Genomic DNA, 13,748 nt, shown 5'->3' with positions numbered 1-13,748 from the left:
TTTTGATTTTGTACCATAGAAATCAAAATTTTTGTATCTGGGGGGATGCTGTAATATGGGTAAAAAAGGTACAAGAGCACTTGCTAGTGCTACTCTAACATCTTTAGTGTTAGCTTCAACTTCAGTAGCTAGTCCTGTTTATGCGTCAGCAGGGCGAGTTACAAGGACAAGTGGTGAAAATAGATATGCAACTGCGGCTCAAGTTGCAAAAGCAAACTGGCCTGATGGTGCGAAGGACGTAATACTAGTTTCAGGTGAAGGTTATGCAGATGCAATAAGTGCATCACCACTAGCAAAACAATTAGATGCACCAATAATCTTAACAAATTCTAAGGTGTTAAATGATGATGCTAAGTCTGCATTGGATTCATTAAGACCAGCAAATATATATATCATAGGTGGAGATGCCTCTATAAGTCAGTGGGTAAGAAATAGTTTACGAAACTATGGCTATAATTTAATAGAGCTTCAAGGATCAAATAGATATGAAACTAACGTAGCAGTAGCCAAAAAATTAGTTGATTTAGGAGTAGATGCGAGCAATGTTCTTTTAGTTGGGGGCGGAGGATTTTCCGATGCTTTATCAGTAGCTCCAGTTGCAGCAGCTAAAGGTCAAATATTATTATTAGGAAACAATGACATCAATTCGATGAGACCAGTAATAGACTTTGTAAAGACTAATAATTCAAGAGTTACAGTAGTTGGAACTGACAATGTCATAAATGACTATATGTATAATGCTCTAGATGCCACTAATAGGGTTAATGGTGGATCTAATAGATTTGAAACTAATATGAATGTATTGCATGAATTTGATTCAGATTTAAAATCTGATAAGTTGTTTGTTACTAACGCAAGTGGTGATGGATACGCAGATGCACTGGTAGCATCAGCTTTAGCAGGTAAATCGGTTGCCCCATTAGTATTAGTTGATAAAGATGGGACTTCCTCTACAAATAATGCTATAGATTATATTAGGACAAAGGCAACTAAAGAAACCGATCTAAATGTTCTAGGAGGAACTGGTGTTGTTTCGGAATCAATAGTGTATGATATAAATGATGCGGTTGGTAACAAAGGTCCAATAAATTCTGGAGACAATGATCCGACAGTCGAGTCAATAGAAGCAATAAGCTTGAATCAAATAAAGATTCACTTTAATGAAGATGTTGATGAGGATTCAGCTGAAGATGTAACAAATTACAAAATAGATGGAACACAGCTAACTAAACTTGATGATGGTGTGGCTGAAGATGAAAATGGAGCCTGTGCTACTAAAGTTGATGATAATACTGTTTTAATAACACTTGCAAATCCAAGAAAGCAATATGATGATGTCACAGTTACAGTTAAAAGAGGTATTATGACTGAAGATAAAGAGGATTCTATTGATGGATTTGAAGAAGATGTTACATTTTCAGACACTACAGTTCCTACCTTAAAAAAAGTATCTGTAGAAGGTAATAGTCAACTAACAGTAGAATTTTCAGAAGCTGTTAATATGAAAACTATAGGTGAATTAAAAAGCAAATTTAAGATTGATGGACATAGTATTGGAAACTACGGAGTAAATTCACAGTATAGCGAAATTAAAGATGGCGTAAAAGTAAAAAACAGTTCCTATGGACCAACTGGAACATGGTCAAATAAGGTTGTGTTCTACTTTGATTCATCTATTGAAAGTGGAAGTCATACGCTCACAATATCAGAAGGAGACAATGATAATGGAGTGTTATCAGATGCAGCTGGATTTACATTAAGGGAAACAACAGAAGATTTTGATGTAGATGATATGGATAGTAATCCAAGAGTCAAATCTGTAAAGGAAGTATCCAGTGGAAAAGTTTATGTTACGTTTGATAGACCTATGGATATTCAAACCGCAAAGGAACTTTCAAATTATAAAATAAATAATAAGAAATTAAGCGAAATTGATGGAGCATATATTGAAACAGATGAGGATGATACTGTAATAAAATTAAAGCATATAAGTGATGGAACCATTGAGACTGGGTCAAATATACTATATATAAGTGATGATGTTAAAGATGCTTTTGGAAATAAAGTTGAGGAAGATACTAGAATAAGCTTTGAAGATGTCAGAGATGAAACTAAACCTGAAGTTGATAGTATTTCAATCGTGGACAGTGAGACTATCCGTGTAAGATTCAGCAAAGATGTTGATTACGGCTATGCTACTAATATATCAAATTACAAATTAAAAGATAGCAAAGGCATAGATATAACTAATCACATTAAAGATATATACAGCGCTTCCGGTGAAGATGATAGCGGAAATACAGACACCTATAATATAAAATTATATAAATATGACCCTGATGACTCAAATGATGATTGGAGATTAACTGGCTCTAAGTATACCTTAACAATAAAGAATATAATAGATACAGCATCTTCTCCAAATACAATGGATGATTACACATATACAATAAATGGAAATGACGATGTTTCTCCAAAGGGAGTAGGTATATATGCAAAACTTAGAGATGATTCAACAAATCGAGATAAAGTGATTATTTATTTTAGCGAACCAATGGACACAGCAACAATTACAGATAAAGATAACTACAAATTTATAAATGGAGAAGGGGATACTAAACCGTTACCAAGTGGCACAAATATTTCAGCTGGAGGAGACGATAAGAGTGCTATAATCGAATTCCCATCAAACTATCACGTAAAAACCAATGGCAAGACTACTTCCGGATCTTCTAATGATGTAACTGCTGTAACAGTCTTTAATGTTGAAGATGAAGAAGGAAATGAATTAGAAGGTGTTGCATATAATAATGATAATAAAATTGATAATGCAATAGGTGGAGCTAAAGTTAAAAGTAAAACGCTTAGACTTTACTATGATGGAGACGACCTTAAGGCCGATGTTCAATTCGATAAAGCAATAGAAGAAATTACTTCATCAGATTTTACCATAGGTGGAATTAAACCAAGTACTGCAAGTATTAATGGAGATAAGGTAACACTAATATTCAAAGAAGGAGCAAAAGCTACAGCAGAGGAGAAAGAAGAGCATCCATTAATTTATGCTAATGGAAAGGTGAACGAAAATCCAACTAAGATAGAACTTGTAAAAGCTCAAGGACAAGGAGCTAGACTAGATATAGTTTCTACTGGAACCATAGATGAGATTGGCGCTAGAGTATCTAGAGATGAGAATGACAACGCAATAGATCTTTCATATGATCAGAGTAAAATATATGATTACGAAGCTGCTCCACGAACTACTTGCTCAGAAGATTCTGATGCAGATTATTGGACTGCGACAAAAGATGCAGATGGCGGAAAAGTATATATAACCTTTGATACGATACTTGATTCAAATAGCGGCATTAAGACAGACGATTTCACTTTTGTAGGTAACAACGGAACAACTATTGTGGCTGATTCAGTTAGGGTAGATGGAACAACTCTTATATTTGGCTTTGATACTGATAACAAAGATTACAAAGCATTTAATAGTAGTACACTTGATATAAGAGCCAGAAGTTCTGTATCACTTAGAACTGAAAAGGATGCTGATGGAAATAATGCTGATTATGAACCATCAAGTGATGATTTAAGGAAGAGAACTATAAATATAACTAATAACACTGTTGTAACGCCTGTAGGTTCAGTTGATTTATCAACTTTAGCAGTTGATATGGCTTCAGTACCATATGTAACTATAGCAACATTCAAATTAAATGTTGCAGATCCAGAAAACTACACAGTAAAAGTAAAAGGAATAGATTCAACCTTTAATCCAGCAACGAATACTTTTGGAGCAGCGATTGATGGAACTTTCACAAAAGCTCAATTTGCAGCAACAGACTTTGTAGTTACTAAGATTACCAATACAAATGTAAGTATTTTAGAAGGAGCGTATTTAGTTGATGCTGTAGGTTTTACAAATAATGGAAAAACACTGTTTAATTTAAATGGAGTCCAAAAGGTAAACGCGTCGGATATATTTAAATATATTGTATCAACAACAGGTAATCCAGTTCCAACTCCGAAAGTAGGAGATAATTTATCAGCATGGATAACTGTTATAGATGGCACTACAATTCCAGTTGCTAATGGTACGCATATTGGAATCGCTGAAGTGGATACTAGTGGGAAGGCAATTAAATTTATTGATGCAGCAGCAGTTGTAAAAGATTATGTGGAAGCTACATCTGGTAAAGTAACATCGACAAATGTAGCAGATTTAACCACTTCAATGACTGCAAAAACTGGTTCAATAGTTATAAAAGTTGATGGCACAGACGCAGCTCATACATTTAAATTACCACTAAATAATCATCCAGAGTTTTTAGATATTAACTCTTTAGTAGCTGCTATCGGAACAGCAATTAATGATTCGTCTAAAGCTTTAAATAGTATAGCCAATATAGAGTCAGTAGGTGGAAAAATTGTTATAACAAGCAAGTCTACCGGAATATCATCGACAGTTACAGTAACAGCAGAGGGAGTAGATTTAGGCTATGTATTGAAATTAACAGGATTTGCAGGTAGTGAAACAGGAGTAGGTATAGCAGAAGCTAATTAATTCTATATACGAAAAAGGTTCTTAGAGTTAATAATAAACTAAACATTTAGACAACACAAGCTAAACAAAACTTCTAGTTAATGATGAAAGCTTAGAGGACTCATCATCAGCTAGAAGTTTTTTATCAATTCATTTATAGAGAAACTTGATATTGACATTGCTAATTTTTAAATACTAAATTATTAAAATAACAAGATATAATGTACTCAGATTAAATTTTAATTATATATTCTCAATCTGCCAGTCAATGATTTTATCACCTATAGATTGTAGAAATTTGTTAGTCTTTGAAAAAGGTTTGCTGCCAAAAAAACCACGGTATGCAGAAAGTGGGCTAGGATGAACAGATTTTATTATGTAGTGCACTTTGCTGGTTATAAGCTTTTCCTTAGAAATGGCATTGCTTCCCCATAGTATAAAGACAATAGGTTTCTCCCTTTTATTAAGTAAAGATATAATTTTATCAGTAAGTATCTCCCAACCTTTATCCCTGTGAGAATTTGCCTGGCCACCCCTTACTGTTAACGAGGTATTAAGCAAAAGCACTCCTTGGTCAGCCCATTTCTTTAAATATCCATTGTTAGGTATAAAACAGCCCAGGTCATCATGGAGTTCCTTATATATGTTAACTAAGGAAGGCGGAGCAGGTACTCCAGGCTTAACAGAAAAGCTGAGACCATGAGCCTGTTTAGGTCCATGATAAGGGTCCTGACCTAGTATAACAACTTTCACGTCCTTATAGGATGTAAAGTTTAAAGCATTAAATATATCATACTTATCTGGATAGATTGTGTTATGAGCATATTCGTTTATTAGAAACATTCGTAATTGTTTATAATAATCTTTTTCAAACTCATCCTTCAATAATTCCATCCAATCATTTGTAATGTTAACAGCCATAATTATTACCACCCTGTCTAAATTTATTAAGATACTTTAATAATATCAGATTAGCTAAAAAAATAGAAGTATAGAATGGTATTGGGGTGTTTTGATTGATTCTAGTACATTAATGTTAAATATTATAAGAATATTGACGAATTCAAGTATGATGATTATAGAAAAGTTCATAATTTGTAACATTGAAAAGCTGTTTACTAACAGTTTTTTTAAATTTTATTAAAAAAAATAAAATAATTTTGAAACATTTAGTATTCCTTTTACGTCATTATAATTATAAGAGAATTAGCTAATGACAAATTATAGCTATCATAAACAAAGGAACTGTTCTTAAATAAATTATAAGTTAAAGTTTCTGATAATTTAATGACAGAAGAATAGAAGTAAAAGCTTGTTGTCGTAGGACATTTACCATAAAAGGAGTTAAATGAGGAGGAACACAAATGAAGAAAAAGATAATTGTTGCAACTATATTAGCGGTAATAACATTAGGTACGATTTCAGTAGGCCATGTATATGCTACAGGAATCAATTGGAAAGATGTTATTTACCCGAGAGTTTATATAGAAGGAATAGATGTAGGGGGAAAGCAGCCTGCTGAGGTAGAGGAATTAATAAAGAAGAAATATAGTGAGCCTATACTTTCAAAAAAAATTGAAATTCAGGCAAATGATAAAATTTATACATTAGATTACAGTGAAATTGATGCAACATATAACACAGAGGAGATTATAAAAGAAGCTCTTAACTATGGAAAACAAAGCAATATAATTGATAAGTACAAGCTTATCAAAGGTGAAGAAAAAAAGGAATTTAAGCTAAAGTTTATTTATAACCCCAAACCTATTGACGAACTAGTTGATAAGATAGAACAGGAAGTTAATAAAGATTCTCAGAATGCAAAGATATTTATTACAAATGGAAATATAAAAATTACTCCTGAAGTTGATGGTGTAAAACTTCAAAAAGAAAAATTGAAACAAGCTATTATAGCACAGATTGATGATGAACTTTCAAAAGAAAATGTTAAGATTGATGCTCCAACAGAAACTATCAAGCCAGAGGTTACTAATGAAAAGCTAGCTACAATTAATAGTCGTATATCTTCTTTTAGTACAAGCTTTTCAACATCTACAGCAAATAGAATTAATAATATTGAGCTAGCTACTAAAGCTATTAATGGAACTCTTCTTATGCCAGGAGAGACTTTTAGCTTCAATGAAACAGTAGGTGAGCGTACGAAGGCAAGGGGATACAAGGAAGCAGGAGTTATAATTGGAGATAAAATAGAATCAGGCTTAGGTGGAGGTATCTGTCAGGTATCTAGCACCTTATATAATGCTATGTTACGTGCAAATATTAAAGCTAGTGAAAGAAGAAATCATTCACTCCCTTTGTCTTATGTTAACAAGGGACTAGACGCTACAGTTGATTGGGGAAATATAGATTTTAAGTTTAAGAATACTTTAAATACTCCTATCTATCTTGAAGGATATGTAAAAGATAAAAGTGTATATTTTAATATGTATGCTAATGAAGAACTGGCAAAAAAATCTTATGAATTGTTTACAGAAGTATCTACAATACAGCCAACTATTAAATATATTGATGATGCTAATAAATTACAAGGTGAAACTACAGTGATTAAGAGTGCCTCTAACGGGTATAAAGTAAATGTATATAGAAAAACTTTTGAGAATGGTAAGATGGTTAACACAGAATTTATTTCAAGTGATTATTACGCACCAATAAATGGAGAAACAATAAGAGGTACAAAGTAGTTTTTCTTAAAATATTAGGCTAATACATTATATAATAGAAACCGTAAATTGATATAAAAAAGATGTTGAACTAGTAAAAAGAAGCAGAATCATTTTAGTGATTTTACTATAATGGTTCTGCTTTCTTTTTTGCTATTATATATAAGCATTTACCAAACTGCCATATTCATCATCATACAAAAATGTGCGATTTTCTAAATAAATACATGATATAAATCTGTAATATCGGGAAGAACTTAAATCTTGCCAATGGCTATGTGGTAACAAACAATTTATATAGTTAGTCATAATACCCCTTTGTAGAAATATGAGAAATTTTTCGAATTATATGGATAAATTATGCGTTTTGTGAAGAGCAAGGAAACGACACGCATGTTGACAAAATTTACAGAATTATGTAGAATTATTATAACAATTATAATTTAAATTATAATATAGTTTGAATTTATTTATTTTAGAGTGGAGGAAATAGTTATGGATCTTAAAAGTAGGTATGATGATAAGTTTTTTATAAAAACTGATGAGAAACTAATAGAAATACTATCTCTTTTAAGTGCAATTATAACTCCTTGCTTTGTTTTCATTTGGGCGAAGCTGAATCCAGAAATATCAGTCTATATTAAAGGAGCTGCTTGGCTGATTGCGATTTTATTTGTTTTTTTGTATTTTCTCATTTATATAAATGATTTTACAAGACAGCACCTGAGCTATTTTTTTCATAGCTTATGTTATTTAGTAAGCATTTTTTCAGTTTACGTCGCACATCTAAATGATTTTTCAGAGGGGCACACACTTGTTCTTATGTTGGTAGTCTTTTATATTGCATTAACCTTCGAGAAAATACGTTCTTTACTATATTATCTAATTACGATTTTGATTTTGGTTAGCTTGTCGATACATACAGAAGAAATTTACAAGAATTCAAGTAATAACAATGCCCTAATTATTCTTATTTGTCTAGTAGTTTTCTCTATAATAGCTTTATTAAATCTATTCTTAAAAAACAAGAATAAAAGTGCGCTTAAAGAAAGCAAAAAAGATTATCAGAGATTGCTTGATATTTCTCCAGATGGAATTATTGTATATGAACGAGAAAATATCGTCTATGCAAATGAAGTAATTGCTAGATTAACTAAAGTTGAAAATAGAGATTGTCTTGTTGGTAAATCGGTATTTGAATTCCTTCAACTAAAAGATTATGAAATTGCAATTACAGAAATAGAAGATATTCTGAAAGGGAACGATAGGAGATATAGCGAGGAAAAGATGAATCTTGCCAACAATATATCTTTAGATGCGGAAGTTGCAAGCATTTCAACTACTTATAATGGTAAAAATGCTATTATGACTATTGTAAGGGATATAAGTGAGAGAAAGAGAATGGAAGAGAGAATTAATCAAATGGCGCTCTACGATTCTGTAACTGGGCTTCCAAATCGATACTCTTTAAATCTTCATCTTGATAATAGCCTAAAACTATCTAAAAGCACTGGTAGTCCTGTAGCACTTATGTTTATAGATTTAGATAAGTTCAAAATAGTAAATGATACGATGGGACATAGTATTGGTGATGCAGTACTACATCAGGTTTCACTTGAAATAAAAAAATGTTTGTTTGAAAAGGATTTTATTTCGCGGTATGGAGGAGACGAGTTTATCGTTGTTCTTGATAATACTTGTCCTGATAGAGCTGAACAAACAGCACAAAAGATTATGAAGAGATTTTTAAATCAGCTAAGTATTGGAAGGCATAGAATTCATATTACTCTCAGCATTGGAGTCAGTTTTTATCCAATAGATTGCAGTGATGCGGAGACATTAGTAAAATATGCAGATATTGCAATGTATCAAGCGAAGTCTTTAGGGAGAAATAATTACATGTTCTATAAACATGAAATGAGTGAGGGAGTCTCTAGAAGGATGGAGTTAGAAAAAGGCCTTAGGAAGGCGCTGCAAAACGGTGAGTTTATAATTCTTTATCAGCCACAAATAGATTTTGTAACTGGTAATGTCTTTGGAGTTGAAGCTTTAATACGCTGGAAACATCCAGAACTTGGATTAGTTCCCCCTAATGAGTTTATTCCTTTAGCAGAAGAAAGTGGTCTTATTATACCGATTGGTGAATGGGTATTAAAAACTGCTTGTTTGCAGAGCATGACTTGGCAAAGATCTGGGCTGCAGCCAATCAATATGGCTGTAAATGTATCATATCATCAACTAAAATATAAAGGTTTTATCAATTCGATACAGGAAGCTCTGAAAGAAAGTGGATTAGACCCCAAATATCTTGAATTAGAAATAACAGAGAGTGTTTTAAGAGATGCTGAGGAATTAAAATTTGTATTTGATGAGTTAAGTCCGATTGGCATTAAGTTATCTATTGATGATTTTGGAGTAGGATATTCTTCTTTAAGTATGTTACAACATGTGGCAATAGATAATATAAAAATAGATATGTCTTTCATAAGAAGTATACCAGAAAGTCCAAAGGCAGCAGCTTTAGTAAAAACCATTTTGGACATGGGAAAAAATCTAAATTGTACTATTACTGCTGAGGGAATAGAAATAGAGGAGCAAGTCAATTTTTTAAAAGAAAATAATTGTAATTTAGGACAAGGATATTTCTTTAGCCGACCTTTAGAAGAGCTAGATTTGGAGAAATTTCTTAGGAACTGGGAAAGTATCTAATGAATATATACGGATGTTAACGAAATTCAATCTAAATAATGAAATGATTCTCAAATAGCTAAAAATTATTTAAGATTTCTGGAGCGAAAAATAATGTTTATTCGTCTAAATTTATGAAGTCGCTAAGGTTAAATTTAGGAGGTATAAACATGAATAGGAAAAATATATTAATATTCACATTGATTTTTACAAGTATGTCTATAGCACCAGCAAGTCTGGTAAAAGCTGAAGAAGTTAGAACTGGAGCAGCATCAAAGGCTACCTATAGTCCTATTATGATGCCTGTCCAAGGAATCACTACAAATCAACTAAAACCCTATGTATTAAATGAAAAAGAAGTCCAAACTATATTTGGTAAATTTTCAAGTGAAATCGAAAAGTTTAAATATTATGCTGGATATTATGTTTTTGATAATGCAAAATACGGCATAGAAGGTTCTGACGTTTATGTGATGATTTCTCTAGGACAAAGAAATACCACTGGTTATGGGGTTAATGTAGCTTCTGTAGAGGATATTGAAGGAATCTCTAAAATCACTATTAAAGAAACAAAACCATCACCTGACATGATGGTTGGAGAGGCGATTACGTATCCATATGTAATTGTAAAGTTTGCGCAGGGGTCACCAAATGTCAAGGTTGTAACAGATAGTGGAGCAGAATTATTCTCAATAGTAAATTCATCAGAACTAGAAGAAAAGAACTGGAAAAACTTAAAGCCTTACTGGGATGCTTCACAAGATAAAGAATGGCTTATTACCTTTAAAAGTGATATTTCCAAAACATCTGTTAACAATGATACAATCTACGTGAGGGATAGTAATGGAAGTAAGATTCCAGTAGAGCTTGTTGTTGGAGAAGATAACAAAATAGTAAGGGTTGTTCCAGTACAAAAATATGCTGAGGGACAAACTTATTACCTTTTTATCTCTGATAAGATTAACACGCAAAAGGACTTAAATAATAAAAAAGGATATCGTATGACCTTCAGTATTAAAAGTGATTTAACAGTCGGAGAAAATACAAATCACGAAGCAAATTCTTGTGTAGTGTCCAGTAGAACAGAAAATGCACCTATTTTTGATGCTGTTACAAATAAACAAGTAGGAATCCTTTCAAAAGGTTTTTCAATTAATTTAAATGATACTAGGGATGGCAAGGTATACTTTTCCGTTCCAGTAAGTGAGGGCTCATCCGAAAGTAATGCTACTCAAAAGCAGTACTATGTACCAATAAAATACTTGGATAAAGCTTACAAGGAACCTGTTATCGTTCCTATGATTATTTCAACTGATATGATCAAAATTAAAGAAAATGCATCCATTTATACTATTGAAAATGGTGCTAAGCAAGTAATAATGAAAACTTCACAAAGCATTGGTCCTATGCATTATATTATGAAGACTGAAAATGGATATGAATTTGTACTAGCTAATAATGTTGTTTATGTTCAACCAGAAGATGTTGAACTAATAAAGAAGTAAAGTATTACCCCTATATCTGATTTGTTTAGATATAGGGGTGTTCTTTTAGGTCGAAATTCTATTTTAAAAAGCAAATTTGAGTAACAAAGCATTGTCACTTATTGTATAATATTACTTATAGGAGGGGTTGTAAATGATAAAAGGTAACGGATGTACTCTTGATTGCTTTGGATGCTGCAAGCTAAATGTACATATTGAAAATAATGAAGTGGTAAAAATAGAGGCAGATAAAAATCATCCTTATACAAAAGGTTTAATGTGTGAAAAAGGAAGAAATCATTTAAAGAGATTGAATGATAAAGACAGGCTATATTCTCCAATGAAAAAAGAAAATGGAAAGTGGATAGATATTAGCTTTGAAGAAGCTTTGGGTATAATTGCAGATAAATTAAAATATTATAAGGAAAACTATTCCTCAAACTCTGTGATGCATTATTATGAGTCAGGTTCAGGATCAATATTAAAAGGAATAGAAGATGTATTTTTCAACTTTTATGGTGGCATAACAAAAGCTGATGGTGGAACTTGCTGGAGTGCAGGTGTAAAAGCTCAGAAGTATGATTTTGGATACAATAAATCTCATTTTATAGATGATGTTCTGAATTCAAAAAACATAATACTATGGAGTAAGAATCCAGCAAATTCTCATATACAGTTGTTTCAAAGAATAAAAAAGGCAAAAGAAAATGGAGCTAAAGTAATAGTAATAGACCCTATCTACACTGATACTGCTAAAATTGCAGATATTCATATAAAGACAAATCCATCTACAGATGCCGCCCTTGCTATGGCTATGACAAAAATAATTATAGATGAAAATTTACATGATATAGAATTTATAAAAGAAAATGTTATAGGCTTTAGTGAATATAAGAATTATTTAGAAACCTTAGATATAAACTATTTATCCGAAGAATGCGGAGTGGATTTAAACAGAATAAAAGAACTTACCTATCTTTATGCAAAGGAAAAATATAGTACTATATACATAGGTTATGGAGTACAAAGATATAAAAATGGAGGGAATGCAATAAGAGCGATTGATGCTCTGGCAGCTATAACAGGAAGTATAGGAAAAGAGGGTGGGGGCGTTAACTACAACAATAGAATTTACCCTGATAAATTAAATTTAGATCCTTATAATAGCTGTAAATATGCATTGGATGAAAGATACTTCGACTTGCATGAATTTGATACTTATGCAAGAGACAATATAAAAGCTATATTTATAAGTAAAGCAAATCCACTTAATCAATGGCCTAACCTAAATGAGTTTATAAAGACTTTTAAAAGTATAGAATTTAAAGTATGTATAGATATGTTTTTAACTGATACAGCAAAACATTGTGATTTGGTTATTCCATGTACAAATACTTTAGAGAGCGAAGATTTATTATATACCTCAATGAGCAATCCATATATAGTTTATAATGAAAAATGTGTAGAACCAAAGCATAAGTTAATGGATGAATATTATTTCTTTAGAGAACTTGCAAGAAAAATGGAAATGAAAGAGTATCCTTATGTATCTAAGAAAGAATATTTAGGTGAAATTATAAAGCCTTTAGCTGAAAAGAGAATAACTCTTGAAAAAATAAAGAATGAGTATGTAACTATACAAGGAAATAATGTTGCATGGATGGATTTAGTATTTGAAACGCCATCAAAGAAAATAGAGATATATTCTGAAAGTGCGAAAAATGATAATTTAAGTCCAATACCGATTTATGTTAATGAGAAAAACCATAGTCTTAGACTTTTAACAACTCATCCTAAAAAATCATTGATGTCTCAAAGTTTTAAAGATGTAGATACAATGGCTATAGCCAATATAAGTGATAATACTGCTAAGGCTTATGATTTAGTGAATGGAGAGGTTGTCACATTAAAGTCTACCAATGGGGAAATAGATGTTCAGATAAATATAGTGAATAAGCTTATTGATAGCATAATCCATATGGAAGTAGGTTGGTGGGAAAAAAGCTCAAATCCAAATTTCCTAACTGAAAGTAAAGCTTCTGATATGGGCAAACAAATAGCTTACTATGACACTTTTGTAGAGATTAAAAAGAAATCTTAATCTTTGCAATTGGCTATCTATAGAAAACATGCTAAATAGGCTATAAAGTAAGTATAGTATAAATTATATACATTCCACTTTAAATATGTTATCATATTTTGGAATTAAAAAATTCAAATGAAAGGAATGATGTTAGATGCTAAATAAAAGCTTTGTAATGGATAGTGTAATAAACGGGGAGGTGTGTGCAGAGTAATACTCTTTGCCTCCCCACTATATGAAATTTTACAATTTAGTATGGGAGG

The 13,748-nt window shown here is 31.8% G+C and carries 6 protein-coding genes; 5 read left to right on the top strand and 1 reads right to left on the bottom strand.

Translation table 11 applies throughout. From position 1 onward, the window contains the following. Positions 1-55: 55 nt before the first annotated feature. Complete coding sequence (locus tag AC0N0V_RS10845; RefSeq protein ID WP_474464080.1) at positions 56-4,570, top strand: cell wall-binding repeat-containing protein; 4,515 nt, start codon at positions 56-58, stop codon at positions 4,568-4,570. 222 nt (positions 4,571-4,792) lie between these two features. On the opposite strand, the gene AC0N0V_RS10840 is transcribed toward AC0N0V_RS10845, so the two are convergent. Next, positions 4,793-5,470: a uracil-DNA glycosylase gene (locus tag AC0N0V_RS10840; protein ID WP_474464077.1), complete on the bottom strand. Its 678-nt coding sequence runs from the start codon at positions 5,468-5,470 to the stop codon at positions 4,793-4,795. 443 nt (positions 5,471-5,913) lie between these two features. On the opposite strand from AC0N0V_RS10840, the gene AC0N0V_RS10835 reads away from it, so the two are divergent. The 4 genes from AC0N0V_RS10835 (at position 5,914) to AC0N0V_RS10820 (ending at position 13,503) form a co-directional block, all read left to right on the top strand. Further along, entirely contained in the window at positions 5,914-7,251 is a 1,338-nt protein-coding gene (locus AC0N0V_RS10835; RefSeq protein ID WP_474464075.1) for a VanW family protein, read from the top strand. 474 nt (positions 7,252-7,725) lie between these two features. Next, positions 7,726-9,939 (top strand): putative bifunctional diguanylate cyclase/phosphodiesterase, encoded by a 2,214-nt coding sequence (locus AC0N0V_RS10830; protein ID WP_474464074.1) that lies wholly within the window; start codon positions 7,726-7,728, stop codon positions 9,937-9,939. A gap of 149 nt (positions 9,940-10,088) precedes the next feature. Beyond that, on the top strand, positions 10,089-11,423 hold the full coding sequence (locus AC0N0V_RS10825; RefSeq protein ID WP_474464073.1) for a protease complex subunit PrcB family protein: 1,335 nt from the start codon (positions 10,089-10,091) through the stop codon (positions 11,421-11,423). Positions 11,424-11,556: 133 nt separating this feature from the next. Next, entirely contained in the window at positions 11,557-13,503 is a 1,947-nt protein-coding gene (locus tag AC0N0V_RS10820) for a molybdopterin-dependent oxidoreductase (RefSeq protein WP_474464071.1), read from the top strand. Positions 13,504-13,748 lie beyond the last annotated feature (245 nt).

This window comes from Clostridium sp. CS1-1, assembly GCF_056135525.1.
Note: the sequence above shows the minus strand (reverse complement) of the source record. Positions and strands in the feature narration are given on the sequence as shown.